Source organism: Mucilaginibacter litoreus, assembly GCF_042676805.1.
In the GTDB taxonomy this organism is placed as follows: domain Bacteria; phylum Bacteroidota; class Bacteroidia; order Sphingobacteriales; family Sphingobacteriaceae; genus Mucilaginibacter; species Mucilaginibacter litoreus.
The window spans coordinates 223907-250280 of the sequence record NZ_JBHTHZ010000013.1 but is presented as its reverse complement, the minus strand read 5'-3'; the positions used below and the strand labels follow the sequence as shown (position 1 = coordinate 250280).

Annotated in this window: 23 protein-coding genes; 19 read left to right on the top strand and 4 right to left on the bottom strand. The window is 41.1% G+C overall.

Annotated features, from left to right (window positions below; translation table 11 throughout):
• The first annotated feature begins 246 nt into the window (after positions 1 to 246).
• From ACFQZX_RS14505 to ACFQZX_RS14470, 8 genes are all read left to right on the top strand, one after another.
• Positions 247 to 1515 (top strand): BamA/TamA family outer membrane protein, encoded by a 1269-nt coding sequence (locus tag ACFQZX_RS14505; protein ID WP_377116634.1) that lies wholly within the window; start codon positions 247 to 249, stop codon positions 1513 to 1515.
• 10 nt (positions 1516 to 1525) lie between these two features.
• Positions 1526 to 1891: a hypothetical protein gene (locus tag ACFQZX_RS14500; RefSeq protein ID WP_377116632.1), complete on the top strand. Its 366-nt coding sequence runs from the start codon at positions 1526 to 1528 to the stop codon at positions 1889 to 1891.
• Positions 1892 to 2031: 140 nt separating this feature from the next.
• Positions 2032 to 3573, top strand: a complete 1542-nt coding sequence (locus ACFQZX_RS14495) for a SulP family inorganic anion transporter (protein WP_377116630.1) — start codon at positions 2032 to 2034, stop codon at positions 3571 to 3573.
• Between the two features lie 227 nt (positions 3574 to 3800).
• Positions 3801 to 5258 carry an alpha/beta hydrolase gene (locus ACFQZX_RS14490; protein ID WP_377116628.1) on the top strand — a complete coding sequence of 486 codons (1458 nt, stop codon included), beginning with the start codon at positions 3801 to 3803 and terminating at the stop codon, positions 5256 to 5258.
• Positions 5259 to 5415: 157 nt separating this feature from the next.
• Positions 5416 to 7776 carry a TonB-dependent siderophore receptor gene (locus ACFQZX_RS14485; RefSeq protein ID WP_377116626.1) on the top strand — a complete coding sequence of 787 codons (2361 nt, stop codon included), beginning with the start codon at positions 5416 to 5418 and terminating at the stop codon, positions 7774 to 7776.
• A gap of 103 nt (positions 7777 to 7879) precedes the next feature.
• A complete protein-coding gene (locus ACFQZX_RS14480) occupies positions 7880 to 8659 on the top strand; it encodes a phosphatase PAP2 family protein (RefSeq protein WP_377116624.1) in 780 nt (259 codons plus the stop codon).
• Positions 8660 to 8749: 90 nt separating this feature from the next.
• Entirely contained in the window at positions 8750 to 11071 is a 2322-nt protein-coding gene (locus ACFQZX_RS14475; RefSeq protein WP_377116622.1) for a S9 family peptidase, read from the top strand.
• Positions 11072 to 11174: 103 nt separating this feature from the next.
• On the top strand, positions 11175 to 11540 hold the full coding sequence (locus tag ACFQZX_RS14470; RefSeq protein ID WP_377116620.1) for a hypothetical protein: 366 nt from the start codon (positions 11175 to 11177) through the stop codon (positions 11538 to 11540).
• 31 nt (positions 11541 to 11571) lie between these two features.
• Here ACFQZX_RS14470 and ACFQZX_RS14465 read toward each other — a convergent pair whose 3' ends face one another.
• On the bottom strand, positions 11572 to 13089 hold the full coding sequence (locus tag ACFQZX_RS14465) for a cryptochrome/photolyase family protein (protein WP_377116618.1): 1518 nt from the start codon (positions 13087 to 13089) through the stop codon (positions 11572 to 11574).
• 110 nt (positions 13090 to 13199) lie between these two features.
• Between ACFQZX_RS14465 and ACFQZX_RS14460 the strand changes: the two genes are divergently transcribed.
• Positions 13200 to 14180 carry an NAD-dependent epimerase/dehydratase family protein gene (locus ACFQZX_RS14460; protein WP_377116616.1) on the top strand — a complete coding sequence of 327 codons (981 nt, stop codon included), beginning with the start codon at positions 13200 to 13202 and terminating at the stop codon, positions 14178 to 14180.
• A gap of 3 nt (positions 14181 to 14183) precedes the next feature.
• Positions 14184 to 14975 (top strand): SDR family NAD(P)-dependent oxidoreductase, encoded by a 792-nt coding sequence (locus ACFQZX_RS14455; RefSeq protein WP_377116614.1) that lies wholly within the window; start codon positions 14184 to 14186, stop codon positions 14973 to 14975.
• 7 nt (positions 14976 to 14982) lie between these two features.
• Here the strand turns inward: ACFQZX_RS14455 and ACFQZX_RS14450 are convergent, their stop codons facing one another.
• A complete protein-coding gene (locus ACFQZX_RS14450) occupies positions 14983 to 15792 on the bottom strand; it encodes a DUF3108 domain-containing protein (protein WP_377116612.1) in 810 nt (269 codons plus the stop codon).
• Between the two features lie 330 nt (positions 15793 to 16122).
• Here ACFQZX_RS14450 and ACFQZX_RS14445 point away from each other — a divergent pair, with 330 nt between their 5' ends.
• The 7 genes from ACFQZX_RS14445 (at position 16123) to ACFQZX_RS14415 (ending at position 21362) form a co-directional block, all read left to right on the top strand.
• Positions 16123 to 17049, top strand: coding sequence for a sensor histidine kinase (locus ACFQZX_RS14445; RefSeq protein WP_377116610.1), 927 nt, complete (start codon positions 16123 to 16125; stop codon positions 17047 to 17049).
• Positions 17046 to 17759 (top strand): LytR/AlgR family response regulator transcription factor, encoded by a 714-nt coding sequence (locus ACFQZX_RS14440; protein ID WP_377116608.1) that lies wholly within the window; start codon positions 17046 to 17048, stop codon positions 17757 to 17759. The genes ACFQZX_RS14445 and ACFQZX_RS14440 overlap by 4 nt, the downstream gene beginning before the upstream one ends.
• Before the next feature lie 145 nt (positions 17760 to 17904).
• Positions 17905 to 18585, top strand: coding sequence for an SIMPL domain-containing protein (locus ACFQZX_RS14435; RefSeq protein ID WP_377116606.1), 681 nt, complete (start codon positions 17905 to 17907; stop codon positions 18583 to 18585).
• Positions 18586 to 18688: 103 nt separating this feature from the next.
• The gene (locus ACFQZX_RS14430; protein ID WP_377116604.1) at positions 18689 to 18940 is read left to right on the top strand and encodes a hypothetical protein; all 252 of its coding nucleotides are present in this window, start codon (positions 18689 to 18691) and stop codon (positions 18938 to 18940) included.
• A gap of 104 nt (positions 18941 to 19044) precedes the next feature.
• Positions 19045 to 19455 carry a hypothetical protein gene (locus ACFQZX_RS14425; RefSeq protein WP_377116602.1) on the top strand — a complete coding sequence of 137 codons (411 nt, stop codon included), beginning with the start codon at positions 19045 to 19047 and terminating at the stop codon, positions 19453 to 19455.
• 214 nt (positions 19456 to 19669) lie between these two features.
• Positions 19670 to 20803 carry an N-acetyl-alpha-D-glucosaminyl L-malate synthase BshA gene (gene bshA, locus ACFQZX_RS14420; protein ID WP_377116600.1) on the top strand — a complete coding sequence of 378 codons (1134 nt, stop codon included), beginning with the start codon at positions 19670 to 19672 and terminating at the stop codon, positions 20801 to 20803.
• Between the two features lie 64 nt (positions 20804 to 20867).
• On the top strand, positions 20868 to 21362 hold the full coding sequence (locus ACFQZX_RS14415) for a hypothetical protein (protein WP_377116598.1): 495 nt from the start codon (positions 20868 to 20870) through the stop codon (positions 21360 to 21362).
• 52 nt (positions 21363 to 21414) lie between these two features.
• On the opposite strand, the gene ACFQZX_RS14410 is transcribed toward ACFQZX_RS14415, so the two are convergent.
• Both ACFQZX_RS14410 and ACFQZX_RS14405 read right to left on the bottom strand, forming a co-directional pair.
• On the bottom strand, positions 21415 to 22548 hold the full coding sequence (locus ACFQZX_RS14410; protein WP_377116596.1) for a lactonase family protein: 1134 nt from the start codon (positions 22546 to 22548) through the stop codon (positions 21415 to 21417).
• A 141-nt stretch (positions 22549 to 22689) separates the two neighbouring features.
• The gene (locus ACFQZX_RS14405) at positions 22690 to 23973 is read right to left on the bottom strand and encodes a pseudouridine synthase (protein WP_377116594.1); all 1284 of its coding nucleotides are present in this window, start codon (positions 23971 to 23973) and stop codon (positions 22690 to 22692) included.
• A 234-nt stretch (positions 23974 to 24207) separates the two neighbouring features.
• Here ACFQZX_RS14405 and ACFQZX_RS14400 point away from each other — a divergent pair, with 234 nt between their 5' ends.
• Together ACFQZX_RS14400 and ACFQZX_RS14395 are read left to right on the top strand one after the other, a co-directional pair.
• Entirely contained in the window at positions 24208 to 24981 is a 774-nt protein-coding gene (locus ACFQZX_RS14400; protein WP_377116592.1) for a lytic transglycosylase domain-containing protein, read from the top strand.
• A 116-nt stretch (positions 24982 to 25097) separates the two neighbouring features.
• A complete protein-coding gene (locus ACFQZX_RS14395) occupies positions 25098 to 26048 on the top strand; it encodes a hypothetical protein (protein WP_377116590.1) in 951 nt (316 codons plus the stop codon).
• The last annotated feature ends 326 nt before the right edge of the window (positions 26049 to 26374 follow it).

Here is a 26374-nt window from a genome sequence, read left to right as displayed (position 1 = left end):
TTGTAAATTGAGGTACTTTTATAATGTAACAGTATTTTGTAATAATAATCAGTATTATCGGGTCTAAAGTAACATAAGGTTTCACTCTATGATAACTTTTCTAAATAACATTGGATTGCCCTAAAAGTCAATTATTTGTACTTTTGCGGCCTTTAGCTTATTTTATAATCAGCCAATTTGAAAAATCGTCAATCAAACTCTAAGATAACTCCTGCTTTAAGGCAGACACTTTTGATTTTGCTTTTATTGGCAAGTAGTTACAGTTACGCCCAGATAACTCCGGTTGACACTGTAAAAGCCGATTCGTTAAGCAAGACAGGTAAAAAGGTAATAAAACCCAATAACACCGAAGGCCAATATGATGTAGGCGATCTGTTTAAAGATATTTTTCATCCTAATAAAAAACCCGATTCAATAAAGAAGAAGCCATCAGGCATTACTATCATTCCAAATTTTGCTTCTAACCCAAGCATAGGTACGCAGATAGGCATTAAAGCGGTTGCAGGTAAAGTTTTAGGTAACGACCCAAACACTTTGTTGTCTGTAGCGGCAACTTCGGCATCTATTACTACCAAAAACATAATCTATTTTTATCTAACACATAACATTTATACGCCCGGCAATAAATGGAACCTGCAGGGCAGCCTTGTAGCGGCAAAAACGGTAACCCCCGATTTTGGCATCGGTATTGGCAATGCAGCAAACGGCAGCGCAGAGGACCTGGTTTTAAGCAACCCCAGCCGCAAGCCATTTGTGCTTAATGCGCAGTATTACAGTTTCAGGGAAAAGGTTTATAAGCAAATAGATAAGGGCTTGTTTTTGGGAGCCGGGGTATCTTTTGATATTCGCCGTAAGATATACGATAAGTTTAACGCAGATAGTGTGCTCACACCATACCGTGTTTATAACGCCAGATATGGCTTTGACAACGACCATTACGCCTCTAATGGCTTTTTGGCCAACATACAATATACCACCCGCGACAATCAGAACCGTGCTTACAAAGGTATTTACGCCGATGCCGGTATACGTGTAAATCAAAGCTGGCTGGGCAGTACTAAAAATGCGGTAATGATAACTACCGATTTTAGAAAATACTGGAGCCTGTCTAAAACCAACCCCGAGCATGTGCTGGCTTTCTGGAACTGGGGATCTTATGTTATAGGCGGCACCCTGCCTTACCTGGAACTGCCGGGCACTGGCCGCGACGGTAACTTTCGAAGCGGACGGGGTTACACAATTACCTACTTTAAGGGTACACAGTACTTTTACTCAGAAATGGAATATCGTTTTCCCATCCTTAAAAACAAATTCCTGAGCGGGGTTACCTTCTTTAATATCCAATCGGCCAATGATGATCTGGGTACCAAACTATTTGATGTATGGCAACCGGGTGGTGGCGCTGGCTTACGTGTGTTGTTCAACAAAACAACCCGCACTAATTTATGTATCGACTATGCATGGGGAAAATATGGCGCACACGGTTTGTTTCTGGGTTTAAACGAAGCATTTTAATACGCGGCCGATGATAAAAGCATATTTATTAACAACCGGTGCAGACGGCCACTCGCATGTGCAGGAAGGCCACCTTGCAGATGCGGTACCTTATGATGTGCACACTGTTAGCTTTAAAGAAACCGCGCCCCATTCTTTTCTCGACTGGCATACTGCGCCGGACACACAATATGTTGTATGCCTTACAGGCACGCTTCATTTTGTTACGCATACAGGCGAAGAATTTACACTTCATCCGGGTGAGGTTTTAATAGCTATGGATATAACAGGTACGGGCCATAAATGGCAAATGCAGGGTAATGATCCATGGCGAAGGGTATACATAGTGTTTGATTCTGCCAAAGGCATCAACTTTGTACCTGAAGATGATAAATAGTTATAACTTTGCAGCATGGTTACAATAACCGTTTATAACAGCCCCGTTACACCGCCTTGAGTAAATAGCTTGCTCCTTCAATAACGCTGGCGTCCGCCAGACGCCTGTATACACTTGTTTTAACTATAACTTTTTTAAGGATGAAGCCTTATTTACGCCTTTTCGACTTTTCTCAGAAGATCAATTATAAAAACGAAATTTTAGCAGGTCTGACCGTTGCCATGACCATGATGCCCGAGTCGCTTTCATTTGCTATACTTGCCGGCCTGCCCCCTCTTGTTGGTTTATACGCGGCGTTCATAATGGGGTTGGTAACATCAATTTTAGGTGGTCGCCCGGGTTTAATATCAGGTGGCGCAGGCGCAACAGTGGTAGTGCTTATCGCCTTGATGAAATCGCACGGAATTGAATATCTGTTTGCAGCAGTAGCCTTAGCCGGGCTGATACAGATATTAGTAGGCGTTTTCAAGTTAGGTAAATTTATACGCCTTGTGCCCCAACCCGTAATGTACGGCTTTGTAAATGGCTTGGCGGTTATCATTTTTATGGCCCAACTACAACAATTCAAAACTATAACCAATGGCAGCGAAACCTGGCTTACCGGGCAGCCATTATACATTATGGCCGGCTTGGTTGCTTTAACTATAGCTATCGTAGTTTTATTACCAAAAATCACAAAGGCCATACCGGCATCATTAGTTGCAATTATTGTAGTGTTTTTGTTAGTATTAGGCTTAAATATCCCTACTAAAACAGTTAAAGATATAGCGGCTGTAAGCGGTGGTTTCCCACCGTTTCACATCCCGGCTGTTCAGTTCAATCTGCATACGCTTGAAATAGTCTTTCCGTATGCATTGATCATGGCCGGCGTAGGTTTAACAGAAGGCTTGCTTACACTTAATCTTGTTGATGAAATGACAGGCACCCGTGGCAGCGGCAACCGCGAGTGTGTTGCACAGGGAACGGCAAATATCCTGAACGGCTTTTTTTACGGCATGGGCGGCTGCCCCATGATAGCGCAAACGCTTGTCAATCTTTCTGCTGGCGCAAGAGCCAGGTTATCCGGCATTATTGCTTCTTTAACTATACTATGCATTATACTTTTTGGCGCCCCGATAATTGAGCGCTTGCCAATGGCTGCCTTAACTGGGGTTATGATAATGGTAGCTGTTGGTACATTTGAATGGATCAGTTTCAGGATAATCAATAAAATGCCCAAACAGGATGTTTTTGTAGGAATTTTAGTAGCCTTGATTACAATATGGCTGCACAACCTGGCGCTGGCAGTATTGATAGGTGTAATTATATCGGCGTTGGTATTTGCATGGGAAAGCGCCAAACGGATACGCGCCCGTAAGTACTTTGATACAGCCGGTGTTAAACATTATGAAATATATGGCCCGCTGTTTTTTGGCTCGGTAACTACCTTCAATGAAAAATTTGATATTGAGAACGACCCTCTCGAGGTGATTATTGATTTTAAGGACAGCCGCGTTGCCGATATGTCTGGAATTGATGCGTTGAACAAACTTACCGGTAAGTATAAACAAGCAGGCAAAAAGTTGCATTTGAAACACCTCAGCGAAGATTGCCGCTTATTGCTTGAAAACGCAGCCGATATTATCGACGTAAATGTACTGGAAGATCCAGCCTATCATGTAGCAACAGATAAAACACTTTAACTCTGTAATTGGTTGAGCCGAGATCATTAATTGTAAGCAGCTGAAATACGGTGTAGTTAAATACAATCCATGTTAAGCAGACCGCTTTCCGCCCCCCGGAAAGCGGTCTGTTTTTTAGCATGTTGTTTGACGATGAAATACCTCTATTTGTCGACAATACCCTGCTATAATCCTAAAGCTTGTCACAATTTAAGTTTCAGATAGTCATACCACCAAACTAAACTTAAATGAAAAAGATATATCTGATCCTGATGCTAAGCTGTGTTACCTGCAGTTTGCTTGCCCAAACTACAATAACGGTAAAGTTAAGTCCTGCCTTGAAAGGGCCGTATACAGGCCGCCTGTTCGTTTATACCCTCGCCGATACCAATAAGCGGTTCAACGGCGAGTTGAATGATAATGAAGCTGCTTTCGCCTTAAACGTTACAGGCTGGACCAATGACAAACCGGCTGTAATAGATCAATCGGCGGAATATTTTAACACGCGAATCGATTCTTTGAAGGAAGGATATTATAGGATTGCTGCACTACTGGACACGAATACCAAAGAGCGATCTACCTTAAGCCCGGGCAATGTTTATGCACGTAAAGAAGCAATATTGCACATAACACCAGGTGCAAAAAACCATGCCGAATTAACTATTGATAATACCATACGTGAGCGCCCATTCCCAGAAAGGCCTGACATTAAGGAAATAGTATTCAGATCTGCCCTGCTGACCGCCTTCCGCAAAGAGAACATCTATATAAAGGCCGGTATTATATTACCGCCATCTTACGGTAAGGACTCATCTGCCACCTATCCGGTAATTTATATCATTCCCGGCTGGACAGGCACTCACCGCGGGGCTTTAGCCCCCTTATCGCAAAACGCTTATGGTGTTGGGCAGGGTAAAGAAAAAATAGTGATCTTTTTAAATCCTGAAACACAAACGCCCTATGGCCTCCATGCTTTAGTCGACTCGAGGGTCAACGGCCCCTGGGGCAAGGCGCTGGTAGAAGAATTTATTCCTTACATCCAAAATAACTATCACGGCAGTACAAAACCATCAAACACTTTTGTTACCGGCCAAAGCAGCGGCGGCTATGGTGCTGCCTGGCTGATGATTCATTATCCTGATGCTTTCGGCGGCTGTTGGGCTACTTCGCCAGACCCTGTAGACTTTAGCAATTACCTGGGCGTGGACCTGTATAAGGATCAAAATTTTTATACAGATAAAAATGGAAAAGAGCGTGAATTTTTTAAACTGAATGGCATATACCAAACTACCCTGCGTAAAGGGGAAATAAAAGAACTGTTTGAAGGCGACGGCGGGCAGCAGCAATCCTTTGAAGCCGAGTTTGGTAAGCCGGACAAAAACGGCCGCCCAAAGCCGTTATTTGATAGAAAGACGGGGCTTATTGACAGAAAGGTAGTAGCCGAATGGAAAGATTACGACCTTGCACAATATGTTGTTAAAAACTGGCCAAAGCTTAAACCCAAACTTGCAGGTAAGCTAAGGATATATGCCGGTGATAACGATAATTTTTTTTTAGATAAATCTGTAATGGCTTTTGATAATAAAGTAAAAAGCATAAGTGCCGATATAAAAGTAATTATAGTGCCCGGTGCAGATCATTTTTCGGTTCGGGTACCTGCACTTGGCACTTCCATGCAAAAAGAAATGGATGAATTAATACGTTAACTTACCGCTCAGGCCGTTAAATACGCTCCGGGCTTTAATCTGATAAGTTTAGCAGAAGAAAGGATGAATAAATTTATTTAGATTAATTCAAAATAAGTATTGACATTACGGTATTTTAAATGTTTCTTTGCCGCTGTTTAGAATCATTCCAAATAGCATGAAGAAAATTTTATCACTCCTATTTTGCTTAATAACACTATCAACCGCTATTGCGCAGCAACATGGCAGCATCAGCGGTGTAGTAACTGCTACCGACGGTAGCCCGGTAGGTTATGTATCCGTTGGCTTGAAAGGTACTTCGTACGGCGCTTCAACAAATGATAAAGGTCGTTTCCGCATAGGCCGTATCAATCCGGGTACATATATGGTTACTGTATCTGCAATAAATATTACAACTCAGGAAAAACAGGTAACCATTACAGCAGGCCAGGCTGCTGAGGTTAACTTTATACTGGATATCAGCACTTCGCAGTTACAAGAGGTGATCATAAACTCAAATAATAATCGCATTAAGATAGATAACCCATCTCCATCGCTACGTTTAAACGAACCTTTGCTTGAAGTTCCGCAAAACATACAGGTGGTAAGTTCTCAGGCTTTGGCACAGCAACAGATTATCAGTGTGAGCGATGGCCTTGTACGTAATGTAAGCGGCGCCATACGTTTAGAGCATTGGGGCGATATGTATGCAAATATTAACATGCGTGGCTCTCAGATCCAGGCATTTCGTAATGGTTTTAATATTGTAAACTCTTATTGGGGGCCCCTTACCGAAGATATGAGCTTTGTTGACCATATCGAATTTGTAAAAGGCCCTGCAGGATTTATGCTTGCCAACGGCGATCCGAGTGGGTTGTATAACGTTGTTACCAAAAAACCTACAGGCCAAACTAAAGGCGAATTTAGCTATACAACGGGAAGTTTTAACCTTAACCGTGCCACGCTTGACCTTGATGGCAAGCTAAGCAAAGATGGTAAATTACTTTACCGCTTAAATCTTGCAGGCCAAAATAAAGGTTCATTCCGCGCTAACGAGTTTAACGACCGTTACAGCATCGCACCGGTAATATCATACCAGGTGGATGATAAAACTAAATTGACCGCAGAATATATTTATCAGCGTGCACACATGTCTGATGTTGGTTCTTTCTACATCTTCAGCCCGGATGGTTATGCAACCTACCCCCAAAACACTTCTGCACTGCCTGCTGGTTTGCCGCCTACCAACATCAACGACCACAGTATTACCTTTAATTTGCAGCACCAGCTTAGTACCAATTGGAAATTAACTGCCCAAACTGCGTATTATAACTATGGCATGAAAGGCTCATCATTATGGGCAGAAGCTATTGACCCTGATGGCAAGTACATACGTGATGTTGGCCAGTGGGATGCAAAAAGTAAAATGACCTTAGGCCAGGTTTTCTTAAATGGTAAAGCTTACACAGGTTCAGTAACCCATAACATTTTAGCAGGTTTAGATGTTGGTTCAAAAGACTATGCAGCAGACTTTGTTAATAGCCAGCCTTTAGATACGGAAGACCAAAAATTTGATCCTAAAAATCCAAACCTCGGATTCCCTCCAAATGGGTTCCCTGTGTTTGATCGTACTTTAAGTTTAGATGAACGTGCCGCGGCAAGTGGCGGGCTTATCAATCAACGCTATTCGGGCGTATACGTACAGGACGAACTGGGTTTTCTTGACAACAAGTTAAGATTGACCCTTGCCGGCCGTTATACTTACGTAAATCAATCAAGCTTTGGCAGCGCTGCAGAAATAGCTAAACACTTTACACCACGCATTGGCCTTAGCGCTTCAATAGACGACCAAACCTCTGTATATGGTTTGTATGACCAGGCTTTTACGCCGCAAAGCGGGCGTTTAGCCGGCGGTGGTTCAGTAAAACCATTAACAGGGAACAATTTAGAATTTGGTGTTAAAAGGGATTGGGCACACGGAACATGGAATACTACAGTATCTGTTTACCGCATCCTTAAAAATAACGAACTTACTGCTGCACCTAATACCAATCCAACTGAAGGGCTAAGCGTTGTATTGGGCCAGAAACGCGCGCAAGGCGTTGAATTTGATTTGCGCGGACAAATTTTACCTGGTTTGGATGTTACAGCCAACTACGCCTACACCGACTCTAAAGTAACAAAGTTAGCAGACCAGGTAGAAGGTATTACAGTACCTGCTTATGCCAAACACGTTGCCAATGCATGGATAAATTATAAATTGCTAAGAGGCACATTAAAAGGGGCCGGAATAGCAGGTGGCTTTACATTTTTAGGTAATCGCCAGGCTGATGCTGTTACGCCCATACAAATGGCCGATTACTTTAAAGTGGATGGCGGCTTGTTTTGGGAAGGCAGTAAAATGCGTATAGCGGCTAATGTATTTAATGTACTTAATAAATACCTGTACAGTGGCTCGTATTACGTGTATCTTCCTGGTTATTACTACCAGGCAGAAGCGCCCCGTAACTATCGCTTATCTGTTACTTACAAGTTTTAAAAACTATCCTGCATCTACCATAAAACCCAGCTGTAAATGGCTGGGTTTTTCTTTGCAACATTTAAGTTGATTTTATGTTAACATACTACTAACATAAATCAAGTTGAAGCATATTTTAATTTTACTATTGATTCTGTGTACGCTTCAATCGGAAGCACAAGTAACAGACACAGCCAAAGTTGATTCGGCAAGTATCCTTGCCCTGCCGGATACCGTTCGGCAGCTTCATAGTAAACTGCCGTCTTTTATTCCTCCAGCTGTATTTATAACGTACGGTGTATTATCTTTCAGTGTAAAACCTATCCGAAACCTGGATTATAGTATTTATAATGATTTGATAGAAGATATTCCAAACTTCCATTATCATATCGAAAATTATTTTCAATACGCACCCATTGCTATGGTTTACGGTCTTAATTTAGCCGGGATACATGGTAAGAATACTTTTATTGACCGTACTATATTAATTGGCATGTCTGAAGGTATCATGGCGTTGGCAACCTTTAGTATAAAAGGCGCTTCAAACAGATTACGCCCCGATGGATCAAACAGATATTCATTTCCTTCCGGGCATACCGGTAATGCTTTTGCCGCTGCTGAATTTATGGCACAGGAGTATAGCGAAAAATCTATCTGGTACGGCATAGCAGGTTATTCTTTTGCTACTGCTACGGCCATACTACGCGTTTACAACCGCGACCATTGGTTCAGCGACATTATTGCCGGTGCAGGCTTTGGTATATTATCTACTAAGGCTGCATATCTAATTTATCCGCTTTTTCGGAATAAGTTATTTCATGATAAAAACTCTAATAAAAGCAGCCTGATTATGCCAACTTATTCAAATGGAATGGCCGGATTTAGCTTTGTAAAGCAACTTTGACCCTGTGTAACAATCATTATACTTGTTTTATTAGCGTAAACAGTTAATTAACTTTACTTTGGTATCTTTAATTAACTGATCTGACTATACATGAACAAGTATTTATTAACTGCTGCAGCAATTGCACTGGGTATTAAAGCTTTTGCACAGCAGGGCGGTGCCCTTACCGCTGCAGACTATGAACGCGCCGAGCGTTTTTTAGGCTATAACACCAATCGTTTAATTGACCATGGCAGTGTTATGCCTAACTGGCTGGCTGATGGTAAATTTTGGTACAAGGTAAACACCGGCCAAAGCACCGATTTTATATTGGTTGACCCCGCCAAAAAAACCAAATCCCCCGCATTTGACGCTGCCAGGCTTACGGCTGCATTATCATCTGCTACAGGTAAAACTTACACTGCTAATAAATTACCTTTTGAACGTATTGCCTACAGTAGCGATGGCAAGTATATAACATTTGCTGTAGATGGTAAAAAGTGGATGTACAATTCCCAAAGTAACCAGTTGGCAGCAGATACCAGCAACGCTCAGGCCAGGCCAGAAAGGTTGACAGGCAGGGCTGCCCGTGGTGGTGGCAATGAGGTGTTATCTCCGGATGGTAAAAAAGCTGTTTTCATAAAAGATTATAACCTTTGGGTACGCGATGTAGCCAGCGGTGCCACTACTCAACTTACTACCGATGGTGTTAAGGATTTTGGTTACGCTACCGATAATGCCGGCTGGACCAGCAGCGACCGCCCTATCGTCTCGTGGTCGCCTGATTCTAAAAAGGTGGCTACCTTTCAGCAGGACCAGCGTAAATCCAGCGATATGTACCTGGTTACCACAAACGTGGGTAAACCAACCTTACACGCCTGGAAATATCCGCTCCCCGGCGATAAAGACATTACCACCATTCAGCGTGTAATTGTTGATGTTGAGAACCCAAAAGTTGTTCGTTTCAACATTGAACCAGATCCGCACAGAGCTACTTTAAGCGATGATATATCCAGCAGCGGCACCTTTGATGATGCCGATTGGAAAGCCGATGGTACCGAGTTCGCGTTTGTATCTACCTCACGCGATCATAAAAATGAAAAGTTTCGTATTGCCAACGCACAGACCGGTGTAGTACGCAATGTATTTGAAGAGAATGTAAAAACCCAATATGAATCTGGCTGGGGGGCTATTAATTGGCGTTACCTGCCGGCGTCGAAGGAGATCATCTGGTTTTCTGAACGCGACAACTGGGGCCACCTTTACCTTTATGACGCTACAACAGGTAAGCTTAAAAACCAGATCACCAAAGGAAACTGGGTGGTAACACGCCTGTTAAAAGTTGACGAAAAAGCCCGCACACTGTATTTCATGGCTGACGGCCGGGAAGCCGGGAACCCTTATTTTGCGCATTTTTATAAAATAGGCTTTAATGGAAAAGGTTTAACCCTGCTTACGCCAGAGGCAGGCAATCACTCGGTGAGCTTTTCTCCTGATGATAAATATTTTGTTGATACTTATTCGCAGCCAAACGTGCCGCCGGTTACCGTACTGCGCGACATGAACGGCAAGTTGTTATCCACACTTGAAAAAGCAGACATCTCTCGCCTCACTGCAACCGGCTGGAAAGCGCCAACTCCTGTTAAGTTAAAAGCCGCTGATGGCATTACCGATATTTATGGTTTGGTGTTTACGCCAACCAAAATGGAAACTGGTAAAAAATATCCTGTTATCGACTACATTTATCCGGGCCCGCAAGGTGGTAGCGTAGGCAGCTGGTCTTTTTCGGCAGCAAGGGGCGATCACCAGGCTTTAGCTGAATTAGGCTTTATAGTAGTGAATATTGAAGGCACAAGTAATCCGTTACGCTCAAAAAGCTTTCATGATATGAGCTATGGCAACATGGCCATTAATACGCTTCCGGATCAGATAACCGCTATCAAACAACTGGCGGCCACTTACCCTATCGATACAGCGAAAGTAGGTATATGGGGCCACTCGGGTGGTGGTTTTGCTACCGCTGCAGCCATGTTCCGTTATCCTGATTTCTTTAAAGTTGGTATATCAGAATCTGGCAACCACGACAACCGTAACTATGAGGATGATTGGGGCGAGCGCTACAACGGACTTGTTGAAAATTCTGACTACGAAGCACAAGCCAACCAGAATTACGCTAAAAACCTGAAAGGTAAACTAATGCTGGCTCATGGCATGATGGATAATAACGTACCACCTTACAATACTTTATTGGTTGTTGAGGCACTGGAAAAAGCCAACAAAAGCTTTGACCTTGTGATATTCCCCAACAGTGCGCATGGTTACGGAGCTTACTCCCCATACATGATGCGCCGCCGCTGGGATTACTTTGTTGAAAACCTACTGGGCCTTAAACCACCATATGATTATCAACTGGGAAAGAACCAGTCGAGATAACCGATAAAAAACTTATAGCAAAGCCGTCTTATATAAATTAAGGCGGCTTTTTATTTAAAACCAACGTGCACGCCTGGGGTTATTATTTAAACGGTTCAGTTATATGGAAAAGCCAATTTCAAGACAAGCACACGGTGCTATAGATTATGCCTACGCAGCCCTTGTGCCATTTATACCGGAGTTAGCTGGATTTACTAAAGAAGAAAAGGCTAACCTTTTATGCAAAGCTTTGGGTGGCGGGGCCTTAGCTTATACTGCAATTACCAAAGCCGAGTGGGGCTTATGTAAAATTCTACCATTCAAGGCACATTTACTTATTGACCTATCGGTAAGTATATTTGCTGCTGCATCTCCTTGGGTACTTGGTTTTGCTGATAATAAACGTGCTCGCAATGCAGCCTTTGCTATCGGCTTGGCAGGCATATCAGCATCTTTGTTAACAGATGATAAAGAATTGCCAGTTCGGTAATAACTTTGTCTAAGCTTCTAATATTATATATTTACTTATCATGTTGCTGACTATCAAGAGAGGCTAAAAATTTCTCTGCATTGTTAAGATGAGTGTTCCGCTTTTCAGCATCCATCTTATTAAATGAGTTCACAAGCATTGCCAGGCGTGGGTTTTGATTAAAAAAATCGCGGTGCACATGCATAAATCGCCAAAACAAACCATCCCACACCTTTTGCCAGTCCCCTTTTGGCCAATCGCCCATTTTCATCAAGTAATTGCTGCCGCTGATGTAAGGCTTGGTCATCATCAGTCCGCCGTCGGCAAATTGTGTCATGCCGTAGGTGTTGGGCACCATCACCCAGTCGTACGCATCAATATACATTTCCATAAACCAGCGATACACATCATCCGGATCAAACTCGCATAACAGCATAAAGTTGCCCAGTACCATCAGTCTTTCAATGTGGTGACTATATCCTGTGTGCAGCACACGTTTTATAACCATATCAACAGGCGCAATACCTGTTTCGCCCTTCCAAAAGGTCTGCGGTATTTTACGTTTAAAGCCCCAGTAGTTGGTGGTACGCTGCTTTACACCTTCGCGCTCGTAAACCAGGTGGATGTATTCGCGCCAGCCCATAACTTGTCGTATAAAACCTTCAAGCGAATTCAAAGGAACATTCCGGTCGGCAGCAAAATCAAGTGCTTTATCAATCACTTCCTGCGGATTAAGCAGGCCAATGTTTATCATCGGCGATAAAACAGAATGATATAAAAAGCTTTCGCTGTTCACCATAGCATCTTCATAAACGCCAAAGTTATACAGTCGCTGTTCAAGGAAATTATCAAGCCATTTATGCGCCTCTGCATGAGTTACCGGATAAAAGCCGCCCAGGTTGCCAAAAGACGATTCGGTATCGCCATAGTTTTCAGGGTAGTATTTATTTACCCATTCGATTGCCTCGGTAACATATTTATTTAAAGGAGGGACATCCAAGACCGGTACAGTTCCATTTTTCGGAAATTTACGGCGATTGTCACTGTCATAAGTCCATTTGCCACCAATTGGCTTATCATTGGCCTCCAACAGGATGTTTCTTTGCTTTCGTTGCGCAATGTAAAAATCTGTCTGAAAATAGCTGCTTTTGCTGTTAAAGTAATCCGCTATATCATCTGCATCGTTTAAGTAGTTTGGTGAACGGTGCCTGGTCAGGGGGATGTTAACCTTATTGCAACTATTCCGTAGTCGTTTTTCCAGCCAGTCATCAGCAACATGTGCATAATGGATATTCTCTATGCCTTGTTCAGCCAGGTTCGTCACAAGTTGACGAATATCGCAAAGTTTGTTGCTTGCTTCTATATATTCAATCTTAACACCTTTTTCAGCTAAAAAGTCAGCGTAATACTTCATGGATGCACGGTGCAGTACCAGCTTCTTTTTATTAAACTTATACTGGTTAAAATATAAATCCTCTTCCATTAAATACACGGCACTGCCCTTTTGCACCGCTGGATGTTTTTCAAATAACTGGTGCGGAAATATAACCGTTACACTGTTTGGCTGCATGGTTAACCAACAGTCTGCAATAAGTAATGTTCATATCAACTTACAACCTAAAGGATGCTAAAACTCAAATTTTATTTTTTGGCAGGATTAAACCATCTTTACAAATCTCTATGGAAATTTTTGTAACCGGCGCCACCGGGTTTATTGGCCGTAAGCTTTGCCTTATACTTGCCGAAAGGGGGCATCAGGTTAAGGCACTTTGCCGCAACCTTAATCATCCCTATCTTATCAAACACGCTAACATTAAGCCGGTAAAAGGAGATATATTGGATACCGGCAGTTTACAAGAAGCGATGCAAGGCTGCACGCAGGCATATCATACAGCGGCAATGGCCAAAATGTGGACCCGCAATGCTAATGACTTTTATGCAACCAATGTTACCGGTACAAGCAACGTAATGCAGGTTGCACAAAATGCAGGAGTAAAACGTATAGTTTATACTTCTACGTGCGGTGTTTGGGGGCCAACGCTTAAACATCCGATGACTGAAAATGACCCTCGTGTTGTAGGCTTTCCGATTACTTATGAACGTACCAAGTATCTGGCCGAGCTGGCAGTAAACGATTTTGTAAATGATGGATTGGACGTTGTTACCGTTAACCCCTCGCGGGTTTTTGGCGAAGGGCCGATAACAGATAGCAACACCGTAAGTAAAATGATAAGCGGTTACCTAAAGGGAAAGTGGCGTATCATCCCTGGTGATGGCGGGCAGGTATCTAATTACAGTTACCTGGATGACGTGGTAATTGGCCATATAGCTGCCATGGAAAAGGGCATAACAGGCAACCGCTATATTTTAGGTGGAGAAGATATTAGCTTTAATGAGTTTTTTGCAACGCTGGAAAAAATATCAGGCATAAAGCGTAGCATGTTGCGTTTGCCGCAACCGGTTATAAAGTTTTACAGCCGTTTCGAAGCTTTAAAGACAAACCTTACCGGATTAGCGCCGGTTTTTTTGCCGGAATTTGCCGACAGGCTCAAGCTTAATCAGAAATACAGCAGTCAAAAAGCTATAGATCAGTTAGGGTACCACATAACACCTTTTGAGGAAGCCATGCGCCGTACTATTGAATATTTAAAAACACATTAAGCCATGTCGCAACTAACCGCTATCGTAACAGGCGCAAGCGAAGGATTGGGTAAAGCTTTTGCTGTTGAACTGGCTAAGCGTAACATTAACCTGCTATTAGTATCCCTGCCAAATACCGGCCTGACTCATTTGGCAAACTATCTGCATAGAACGTTTGAAATACGAGTTGATACGCTTGAACTTGATCTGACTCATAACGATAGCCCCGCGCTGATATTTAACTATTTTACTCAATATCAAATATCAGCTAATATTCTCATAAACAACGCAGGCCTGGGCAACTGGGATTGGTTTGTAGATAAACCAGCCGCATTCTATCGAAAGCAGATCGAGCTGAACGTAACTACCCCTGTTTTGCTTACACGCATGTTTTTGGACCAGGTTGATGAGGAGGTTACTTCATATATATTAAACGTTGGCAGTTTAGGCGGCACTTTTGTGGTACCCCGCAAACAGGTCTACGGGGCAAGTAAAGCTTTTATCACCTATTTTACCAAATGTATGCAGTTGGAGCTTGCGGGCAAAAATGTAAAAATGAGCTTGCTTAGCCCGGGTGGTATAAACACCAAGCCCGAGCTTTTAATTATGAATCAGCAACTTAAGGGCATTGCCAAAGCCACTATTTTTGAGGCGGAAGACGTAGCCAGCATAGCTATTGAAGGGCTGTTTAAAGGCAAAAAGGAAATTGTTCCAGGAGCTGCCAATAAGTTATTGGTTAAGCTAAATAGCATCCTACCCGGGTTTGTGAAGGATGCTATTATAAAAGGGAAGTTAAAAGAACATGGTAAAAAGTGATCTTGAATTACTTAGCGGCAAATCTTTTAACCAGATCTGGCGCTGTAGCAGGCATCTTAATCTTATACCGGTAGCCGCCCGGAAAGCTATCTTCTTCTTTTAAAAACTCATGGCCTTTCTTACTTATCCAAAACGTTTGCGTAAAATGGCGCCCGGCATTATCACTTTCGTTTAACAGTTTCCAGCAGTCAACTTTTTGGCCGTCATAAGTAGTTATCAGTTCGCTTCCGGTAACTTTGTAAACCACAAAAGAAGGTTTGCCGAAACCGGCATCATAAAAATTGATAGCAAAGCTTTTGCCTGCGGCAAGTGGTAGCATTTCAAACGTCTCAATATCCAGGTTCCAGTTAAAGCATGCTTCGTCAAAGTTCAGTTTAAAATCTTTCTTCTGGTTAAGTGCTACAGTATCTGCACCGCTAATCTTGTCTGTGTCCCAGTTATAAGCTCCAATTTTTCCGTTAGTGGTTTCAGAATGATAAACAGGCGAAAAATCCTTCACCCTGTTCACTGAATAGCCGGTCCGGTAACTAAGGGTATCGGCACCATACCAGTGTTGGGTGGTAGCAAAAACTTTTTCGCCTTTACGGTCTACAATGCGGGTATCGCGCAGCCAAAACCAAAAGCGTAATGTTTTAGGCGATTTTTCGGATTGAAAGTAAACCAGATACTGTCGCAGCCCCGGCTTAAGCGCAGCTGTGTTCAGGCGTTTATCCTTAACATGTATAGTATCAACCTGTGCAGAGGCAACATTGTGCTGAGTTGCAAATAATAGAGTTAACCCTGCAATAATACTATTAGTAATTAATGGTAGTTTCATGCTCGTTTAAGTTTTAAATAATACTGTGAATTTGCTACCCATTATAAATCTGCACAAATCAGTTAAACACCTGGAACGTTTATTTTAACCCTTACCTGCTTATTTTCAATCCTTACGTATTAAAAGAAGTACTAACCATTGTTCCTTCAAGTTTAAACTTTTACGCAGTTGGTTGAATAATAACAGGCAGTTATTTAAAAAATCAGGATGCTGTATAAAAGCTTCGTATTTTTAAGGATGTTGTTATTTAAATATAAGCCTGGCCTAGTACAGCTGCAGTGGATAATCTGGATTTTTGTATACCTGGTGCTCTTTCTATCGCTAATAAGTATGGACGGAGTTTTTCAGGCGTCGGTTTATGCGTTTTTAAACACTGCATTTTATGCGGCAATTATTTATGGAAACATCCTTGTACTTTTTCCGCGGCTTTATCAAAAAGGAAAGGTTGCGGGTTACATTATAGCGGTTATTCTGTTTTTACTTGGCATTGGTTTATTAAGGGCATTTATAACCATGAACATTTACAATGCCCTGTTCGCTAAAAATCCCGAACCAATAAGTTGGAAAGCCGTCTTGAGTTTTGTTATAGGCGGCGTTATGATATTTCTGCTGAGCTTTATATTTCGCATAGCTATCGCTTACTTTACGCTGAAGCGGCAGTCGGACGAGATCATTGCACAAAAAATGCAGGCGGAGCTAAACTTGTTAAAATCGCAGGTACAACCCCATTTTTTATTCAATACTTTGAATAACATTTATTACGAGGCTTATCTTGAGTCGCCGCGTACAGCAGCGCTTATAGAACGCTTGTCTGACATTATGCGCTACTTTGTTGACGAAAGCCCCAAACAAAGGGTGAGCCTTGCAACTGAGATCAATTTTTTAGAGAACTATATTGCGCTTGAAAAGATTCGCCTGCGGTATGATGTGACTATTGAGTTTGATAAACAATGTGATATCAATATAAATGTGCCACCCATGCTGTTAATGACCTTTGCCGAAAACGTTTTCAAACATGGTATTGATAAAAGCAGTATTAAAAACAGCATAAAGCTTTCGCTGGTACAAACTAACAGCCGGTTGATATATACTGTAGTAAATACTTTGCCGCATACACCGTCAATTGTACAGTCGACAGGTTTTGGAATTGAAAATTTACGCAAACGGCTTTTATTTTTGTACCAAAATAATTTTGAGTTACATACAGAAATTAACGGCCAATACTTTACCGCAACTTTAGACATCCCGCTGATATGAGTTTAAAATGCATTATTATTGACGACGAGCCAAATGCAGTTAACCTGCTGGAAGTACTGATTGCCCAAACAACCAATTGGCAGCTTTTGGCCAAATGCTATAACGCATTGGAGGCGCTTGAATTTTTAAAGAAACATAACGTCGATTTTATCTTTCTTGACATCAACATGCCACACTTAAGCGGCATGGAACTGGCCCCGCTGCTTCCAACGCAAACAAAAATTGTATTTACTACGGCTTATGCCGAACATGCTGCTGAAAGTTACCTTTTTCAGACCATTGATTATCTGCTTAAGCCGATCACCCTTAAGCGGTTCCTGGCAGCTACACAGAAAATTGAAGCGGCATTTAGCGCTGTTCCAATAGGTGATGCGGCTCCGGCTCTTCAAGACCACACTAAATACTTCTTTGTAAAATCGGGCAAAACTTTAAGAAAGCTATTACTTGATGAAGTGCTTTATTTTGAAGGAGAAAAGGAATACGTAAGGTTAGTTACTGCTACAGAAGAAATTTTAATTTACCGCAGGCTTAAGGATATTGAAGAACAAATACAGACACCGTTTGTGCGGGTACATAACTCCTATATCGTGAATACCAAATTGCTGCTTAAGGTGCAGGATAATCATATATACATTGGAAATAAACAAATACCGGTAAGCGAAAAGTTTAGGGCGGGCTTTATGCAAATAATCAAACAGCATATATTTTAAATATAATATTCATGTTTAGTCGCTTATCATCAACTTATTAAACTTTAAATAAGTATTAATAACCAACAAAGCGATGATTATAGTGTTGCAGATTAAACTTTATCCCCGTATTTACATCTACATACTAAATACTATTTTGAAGATCATGAAAAAATTATTTCTAATAGCCGCTCTTGCAGCAACAACAATCGGTGCCTTTGCACAAAATGCCGACCTTCGCCGTAAAATTGAAGTAACCGGTACCGCCGAAATGGAAGTGACTCCTGACATTATCAACGTGAGCATCTCACTAAAAGAATATATGAACGGTAAAACTAAAGTCACTATCAGTCAGCTCGAAAAGCAATTGGAAAAAGCTGTAGCTGAAGCAGGGGTTGCTAAAGAGGACTTTACTGTAAACGACTTGTCATCATGGAACTATGTTACCGAAAAAAAGAAAAACCCCGACTTTTTAGCCAGTAAACAATACGGCATCCGTTTTCACGACCTTAATAAGTTTGACCAGATATTAAGTAAAGTTGACCCCAAAGGAATTCAATCTACTAATATCGATAGCTATGATTATTCAAAAATAACCCAGGTAAAAAATGATTTGAAGCTAAAAGCTCTGATTGCTGCCCGTGATAAAGCCACTTTCCTGGTAAACGGCTTGGGCGATAAACTGGGCAGCGCTTTAAACATTACAGAAAACGATGTCAGCAGTTTCCCGCAGCCACGTAACGTAATGTATATGGCTAAAGCTGCTGATGTTGCTCCTGAGTCTGACATTGATTTCAAAAAAATAAAATTAAGTTTCCAGATACAGGCGGTGTTTGAGATAAAATAACAGCTACATACGTAAAAGAAAACGGCGGGCTTAAGGGCCGCCGTTTTCTTTTTACAAACATTTAAAATCTGGCGCTGTTATGCTAATAGTAATAAGGACTATTATGAAAGTATTTAAATATATAGCAGCCATAACAATTTTATCAGCATCATTAGCCGCGTGCCATAGTGATGAACGCAGCAACGCAACGCTTGGCGGCACACAGGATACTGTTGCTAAGGCCGGCACCGGCGACCCATCAAATTCAAGGGCTGTCGATTCAACAAAAACCGATAGTACCGACGTAAACAAAGGCAATGCCGACCCAACCGGAAGAGGTTCAAGCGACACTTCAGATAGCAGGCCGGTCCACTAACACACTACTGTTAATATGATATAACTATTTGGTTATAAATACGTACAAGGTTGATATTGTAAAATATAGAATTTATATTTACAATTCCTTAATTGATTTTGACCATGATACGTACCCGTTCCAAAAAAGTACTTTTGGTAGCGCCGGATACTTTTCCGGATCAGTTACTGGCTAAGTACAATAATGTGAAACATATTGCTGCCGCTGCTTCGATTTTTCCTTCAATACATGAATTAAAACCGGACGTAATTTTATTTGACCACGCCCACATGTCCGATGGTTTTGAAAAAGTTTTACGTCGATTGCAAACCAACTCTTTCTATAAAAAAATTAAGATCTGCTGTTATAAACGGACAGAAAGTGTAACAGCTGATGCCACACTAAAGGTTTTAGGAGTAGACCATATGATCTATCACGAAGATCTGCAGAAAGTATCAAAAAGTAAAGCTACACTTAACTCTATCAATAACATTATCGATGCCTCCTTAATTAAGTGGGTAGCTGGCGTAGCCTGATTGATATTATCAGGTTTCAGATTCTGAATGATGTTTTTCGGTCAATAATTCTTTAAGCTTGTATCATATATCTTAAAGCAGTTTCTTCCATCAATCATTTTACATCCCTGTAACACATTTATAATAAATAGCTGTTAAACTTGCATGCTGTTTACGTATATTATTTAAGGCTATTGCTTAAGCATATCCGGCAGCTTAAATTTTATCAACATAAATGAAAATAGGAATAGTTTGTTATCCTACCTTTGGCGGAAGCGGAGTTGTTGCCACAGAGTTGGGTAAGGCCCTTGCCGACAGAGGCCACCAAATACACTTTGTAACTTACAACCAACCGGCCCGGCTCGATTTTTTCTCTGAAAACCTTTTTTACCACGAAGTATCTGTTTCGCAATACCCGTTATTTGATTATCCTCCATACGAACTTGCCCTTGCAAGCCGCCTGGTGGATGTAGTAAGGTTTGAAAAACTGGATATCCTACATGTGCATTATGCTATTCCGCATGCTTCTGCAGCCTTTATGGCTAAGCAGATACTGGCTACTTACGGTATCAACATCCCTGTCATCACTACCTTGCATGGTACCGATATCACACTTGTTGGGCAGGATAGTACTTATAAGCCTGTAGTAACATTCTCCATCAATCAATCTGATGGAGTTACTGCTGTTTCAGACCATTTAAAACAGGATACCTATAAATATTTTAAAATAGAGAAAGACATACGCGTTATATCAAACTTTATTGATATGACCCGCTTTAGCCTTAAACCTAAAGATCACTTCAAAAAGGCAATAGCACCAAACGGCGAAAAAATACTGATACATACTTCAAACTTCCGTAAGGTAAAACGTACTGAAGATGTAATAAAAATGTTTGCTAAAGTCATTGAAAAAATACCGGCCAAACTGCTTATGGTTGGGGATGGTGGAGAAAGGTCGGGCTGCGAAAAGCTAAGCCGCAGCCTTGGTATTACCGAGCATGTGCGTTTTTTGGGTAAACAGGATGCAATAGAAGAAATACTATCTGTTTCAGATTTATTTTTGATGCCCTCTGTTTCAGAAAGTTTTGGCTTGGCCGCTTTAGAGGCAATGGCTTGTAAAGTACCGGTGATCAGCAGTAATGCAGGCGGTTTGCCCGAGTTGAATATTGAAGGGGTTACAGGTTTTTTGCTGGATGTAGGTGATGTAGACGGCATGGCCGAAAAGGCGGTTTACATTCTTGAGGATGAGCAAAGGTTAGAACAGTTTAAAGAAAACGCTCTTGAGCGCGCCAAGGAATTTGAGCTGAGCAAGATAATGCCGATATATGAAAGTTACTATAAAGAGGTTATTGAAAATAATAAACAGTAAATACAATAACCTTTTGGCTTGATTTGTGTTTATAGCCTAAATATTAGTAACAATAACATCTACTATGAAAAAGATATTTCAATCAGCAATTGCGGTTTTAGCTTTTACTTTCATCATTTCTGCCTGTTCAACACCGCAAAACACTACTTCCGGTGGCACATCTGCTGTAAATGTATCACGTGGAAAATTTGTGGGCACCTGGGTATGTAATAATGTAACTTATGATGGCCTTGTCCCCGGAGCTGTACAAAATGTATTTGACCAGGCTGCACCTGCCGCTTTTATAGGCAGTACCTGGAAACTTACTAATAGCGGTAATGGTATATATACACTAACCAACGGACAGTCACAAACCATCTTCTGGTCGGTTTTCAACGGCGGCAGTACCGGTACTCAATTTCAGTTTAAAAAGCTGTATGAAGGCGATAAAGCTAAAAATGTACAGGAAGGTTACCGTTTGAACATTGGCACCATTAGCGATACCAACATGACTTTAATGTCGCCAATTGCAATTGGCAGCGGTACAGGTTACATTGTGTATTCATTTACCAAGCAATAAGATAACTTAATTCAAAAAAAATCCCCTCGTCATAACAAGGGGATTTTTTTATTTATTCGGCCGGTGCAAACTTAATGCAAACCGGGTTGCCTATCTCTGCACGGCTTACCGCCTGTAAAAATCTTCCTGTATCAGGGTTTATCTTAAATACAACAATGCTGTTGCTGTTTTGATTTGCCACTAATATGAACCGCCCGGTGGGGTCTATAGCAAAATTTCGTGGCCCTTTGCCGCCGGTAGTATTCCGCTCAATAAAAGTTAGCTCACCGTTTTCCTGGTTTACAGCAAATACTGAAATATCATTTGCGTCGCCGCGATTACTTGCGTATAAAAATTTACCATTTGGGGATATATGGATATCTGCCGCGCCAGTTTGCCCAGTAAAGCCATCAGGCAACAAGGTAATTTCCTGCCGTTGCTTTAGCTTACCGTTGTCATAATCAAACACTACAACAGAGCTCCCCATCTCGGTTATCAGGTATAAGAACTTTTTATCGTTTGAAAATGCAAGGTGGCGCGGGCCGTCGCCAGGTTTTACAGTTACAAACGGCGGGTTAGCCACTACGATAGGATTATCTTTGCCGCCTTTATATTTGGTGATATTAATCTTATCTGTACCTAGGTCGGTATATAAAACATATTTTTCATCTGGTGATAACACGGCGGTGTGCACATGTGCTTTTTCCTGGCGCTCTTTATTAGGGCCATGGCCATCATCACGCCTTGTCATAGCAGCAGGTGCTATAGAACCATCTTCATTTAATGGCATAACGGCAATATTCCCTCCTGCGTAATTAGCGATAAAAAGATTTTTCCGTCTCTTATCTACCGATATATAGCAGGGTGCCCCACCTAAAGTAGATTGCTTGTTGATGAAATCAAGCTTGCCCGTTTTTGGCTCAAAATGAAATGCACTTACCTCACCCTGGTCATTTTCATTAACAGCGTAAACAAATTTATTGTCACTTGATACTGCTAAATATGATGGATTGCTTACATCATCTATCTGGTTTAAATAAGCAAGCTTTCCAGATTCTGTATAAAACCGGTATACGCTTATTCCTTTACTGGAACCGCTGGTATATGTGCCAACTACAACATCATAGCTTTTAGGATAGTCAGACTTTTTTTGGGCAACGCTCGTCATGGCAGACAGTATAGAAATAAATGTCAGAATTTTTTTCATTAGCTATTTCATTAGTTATATACGCAAGTTAGCAAATATGTTTGAATGAGTAACAGCCATACATTTACAATCAGTACTAAATAATGTTTAACAGAAAAAGCGCCGAAAGGCGCTTTTGGTTAAATGTTTTTAATTTATAATTTATATCAGATGCTTAAGTTGAATAACTTCTTTTTCATCCAAAAATCTCCAACGTCCGCGTGGAAGGTCCTTTTTGGTTAAGTTGGCATATACAGAGCGATCAAGTTTTACTACCTCATAGCCAAGCGATTCAAATATGCGGCGTACAATGCGGTTCTTGCCACTGTGTATCTGTATACCTACTTCCTTTTTGCTGGCACCAGTAACATACGATATACTGTCGGGCTTAATAAAACCGTCTTCCAGTTCCAGGCCAAAACCAATCTTATTCAGGTCACCCTGGGTAAGGCTTTTATTCAGCTCCACATTATACAGTTTTACAATATTATTACGTGGATGCGAAAGCTTATCGGCAAGGTCACCATCGTTGGTCATTAGCAGCAGCCCGGTTGTATTGCGGTCTAAACGGCCTACAGGATAAATACGTTCGCGGCTGGCCTTTTCAACCAGATGCATTACGGTACGGCGTTCCTGCGGGTCATCTGTGGTAGTGATATAATCTTTTGGTTTATTTAAAAGCACATACACCATTTTTTCACGCTTAAGCGGCTCGCCGTTATAACGCACAACATCCTTAAACGGATCAACCTTATGACCAAGCTCAGATACTACTTCGCCATTTACAGATATTACACCTGCTGCGATCAGCTCATCAGCCTTACGGCGGCTACAAATACCGGCGTTAGCTATGTAACGGTTTAATCTTATCAGATCACTTTGAGGTGCTTTTTCTTTAGGATTTTTACGACCGCGCATGGTACGTACAGGTTGCTCTTCTGCCCTGTCATCCCGCCTCTTAAAGCCCGATGTAGTGCTCTTAAAATCCTTTTTGCCTGTACTGTTTGAATAGCCGGAGCCACGCCCCTCACCAAAATTTCTTTTTGGGCTATCTCCGCTTTCAGGCCTGCCGCTGTATGGTTTACCTTTAGGTGCAAATCCCTTTTTGCCGCCTGTTGCCTGTTCACCGTATTTTCCTTTAGGGCGATCATCCCCTTCAGGGCGGCCTGTGTAAGGCTTACCTTTTGGGGCAAATGATTTTTTATCACCAGACGGTGCATTAAAACGCCTGCCCGGCCTTGCATCTTCAGACCCTGATTTTCTTGAAAATGGTTTTGGATTAGTTGGGGATGGCTTCCTGTCGCCATACGGTTTTTGATCGTTATCGCTGTTCCTGAAAGGAGCAGAAGATGATGTTCTTTTTGAGTTTTCGGCCCTGTTGTTTGAGCGGCCTGATGATCTGCCTGGCCTGTCGTCGCGACTACCTGCTGGTCGTTTAAATACCATAATTTTTTGTTTTGCGCTTTCTCAGCGTGAGGGTCAAAATTACAACTTTTAAGCCAAAAAAACAATTTTTTTGAACAGTCTAAAATCGCCGCTTACAGTACTTTAAACGCCGATTTTGCAGGTGTATTTAAATTCTCAAAACACTAAGCCCAAAGTAAGTGTTTGATAATCTGCTTTATATACAGTACCTTTGTGCCACATCTTACCAAATGTTTAATTAATGGATAAAAAGAAATGACTAAAAAACACTTAATTACGTGCTCCGTAATCGTAGTGCTGGTTATCATTTCCACACTTAACATTTTCAGTTCAGCGCCGGCTGCATCACCGGTTAAATACATCGCTTACACACCGCCTGCATTATTGTTACCCAAGCCTGCTGAAACAGGAGAAGCGTATAATTTTGCCGACGAAGCGTTACCGCTGGACGACAAGAAAGTAGATTACAAACTACAAAGATCAATAGCAAAACACCGGTACAAAATCATTCAATCCAATGTACTGCATGCTAAGGCCGATAAATTATTTCCAATTATCGAGCCAATTTTAAAGGCTTACGGCATTCCGGATGATTTTAAGTATGTGCCACTGGTTGAATCCGGCTTGCGCGGAGGCACATCGCCCAAAGGGGCACGTGGAATATGGCAATTTATGCCCGGCACAGCCCGCACTTATGGGCTACGTGTTAATCGTAAGATTGACGAGCGCCTGAATCTAAAAAAATCAACCGTAGCAGCCTGCAAGTACATCAAAGAGCTGTATCAGGAGTTCAATAGCTGGACACTGGCTGCGGCCGCTTACAACAACGGCTCGGTTAAGCTTGAGCGCGCAATTGACAGGCAGAATGAGGATAATTACTTCCGCATGAGCCTTAACCGCGAAACAGGCACCTACGTTTACAAACTTATTGCCATGAAGGAGATCATTAACAATCCCGAAAAATATGGCTATAAAAACTTCTACAGCTACAATCAAAGGCCATTGCCTTTCATGTTAGCATACAATTAGTAATTATATTACGGAGCACATTGAAAAGGCCATCCCGCGGGATGGCCTTTTTGTTTTTTCTTTAGCTAATTATTTTAAAATTATAATATATTGTATATTAGATAAACCTAAACATAATGGCAAACAAAGTTTTCTTAGCAACTTATAGTTTAAAAATAGAACATAAAAAAACGGCCACCATACTTAGCCAATTTGACGGTCAGAAAGATTTTTATGATTTTTTAAAAAAATTCCTGGACGAAGTCTTTGAAAACGTAAAAGCTACACCCTCCATAAATGACCGAAGCGTTTTACACTTGGCATTAGATGAACCGGTTAAGGCAGATTTGAATAAAAGAGCGCTTTATGGCTTTTTATCAAGTGGCGTAAATGAAGATAAGTTTATTGTTCGAGAGGGTGATGAAAAAAAATATATCTCAGATCCTGATAAAGATATTACTTATAGGAATCTCTTTTTTTATATTCAACTACCAATTGGGAAAACATCTGGCTATCTTATCATACAAAAGAAAAGAGACTTAGGTGCAAAGGGCCTACTAACAAAATCTCTTAATCTTTTTTTACGTGAAAAAGGATTTAATGAATACAAATTGAATGCATCAAATCTTTTGAATAAAAGAGTTTACGACACAATGATGTCGAAGGGAAGGTTAAAAAAAATTGACTTTATTAAACATAGTATTCCAGACACCATAGAAGAATTGTATGACAACCGAAATAAAGTCTATACACAACGGGGGACATTAACAACCACACTTAAGTCAAGAACATCTCTTTCTGATTATTGGAAAGTTTTAGTACACAATATTTTTATTGGTAAAAATCAAAATTCAGTTATTGAGTTGAATGATGGTAGCGATCAAGTTGATGAAATTGAGTTTGAATTAGAATTTAATGGGAAAATAAAAACTTTTCACGTTCAACAAAAGAGTAGAACTCAACCAGACATAGATGTTACCAGCGATATAAAATTTCAAAATAATGAGCCAACTATTGAATCATTAGTTGAAGTAGCTGAAGGCTTGATAGAAGAAATCTTAACATTAAAGCCAGTAAATGCTAAATAGAATAAACATCTTAAAAATAATAAGGGACCACTTTAAGACATTACGAAGTGTTAATTCAAATTCGCATTATATGTCAAGAGGAGACCTCATCCTTTTTATTTTGCTTCCTGTTATTCTTTCTATTTTTTTAACAGTTCATAAAATAGACCTTTCAAAACACTTAACTGATTTAATTACTGCCGTTTCAATACTTGGAGGATTTTTGTTTAACTTTTTAGCTATAATCTATGGACTAATGGACAAACTACAAGTAGACTCTCAAAACAACAACTTAAAAACACGATTCGTTAAAGAAATACATATAAACATTTCATTTAATATTTTAC